This is a genomic window from Streptomyces viridosporus (assembly GCF_002078235.1).
GTDB classification, from domain to species: Bacteria; Actinomycetota; Actinomycetes; order Streptomycetales; family Streptomycetaceae; genus Streptomyces; species Streptomyces viridosporus.
Map to the genome: position 1 here is coordinate 1 of NZ_MSGP01000832.1, position 732 is coordinate 732.

Sequence of the window (732 nt, forward strand, 5' to 3'; positions counted from 1 at the left end):
GACGACTACCAGCAAGCTCTGCGGCAGGTCGTCGCCGACCGCCTGGAGGAGGCGGCGCCCCCGCATCACGCCGACGTCACCGACCTCACGGCCCTGCTGCAAAGCAGTTTGGAAGCGGTGCGGAGTGGCCGCGTCGATGCCGCACCAGCCGGGAAGAGTGCGGCCAGGAAAGCCGCCTCGGCCGCGAAGCGGGCCACCGCGAAGAAGAAGCCAGCGACCGGCGCCGCCTCGGCCCAAAGGACCGCCGCCGAGAACGCCCCCACGAAGAACACCACCGCCGAGAACACCGCCGCGAAGAAAACAACGCCCCGCCGAGCCTCCTGACCGCTCCACCCGGATGGGCGCCGTTCCCGGACGGCCGGTCGGTGCCGGCCACGGCATGAGCGCCTGCCACGGACGGCACCGTCACCGCTCCGGCCGCGGAGCACGACGAGCGCCCGACCGCCGGCGCCCGCCGAGGCCGGACCGCTCCCCCGCGGCGACTTGCTCGGAAGGCACCCTGCCCGTGGTGGAGCCGGCCCGGCAGCCCTCCTCGAAACGCAGGAGCCGGACGCGTCCGACCGCGACATGGGCACAGGCAGGCTCATTCTAGGCCCCGGCACTGACAATTGGGGCTTTCGGCAACTTTTCTGGGGAAAAGTGTTGATTGTCTTCTCCATGTGCGCTTAGCGTGAAGTTCCAGACAGTCTTCGAACTGGCATTCGAACAAGTCGACGGCCGTGTGGGTGCCCG

1 pseudogene is annotated in these 732 nt (G+C 69.9%); it reads left to right on the top strand.

The annotated features are described in order from the left end of the window. Nucleotides 1–324: pseudogene (locus tag B7L92_RS37980) on the top strand (Ku protein); the annotation flags it as partial. Nucleotides 325–732 lie beyond the last annotated feature (408 nt).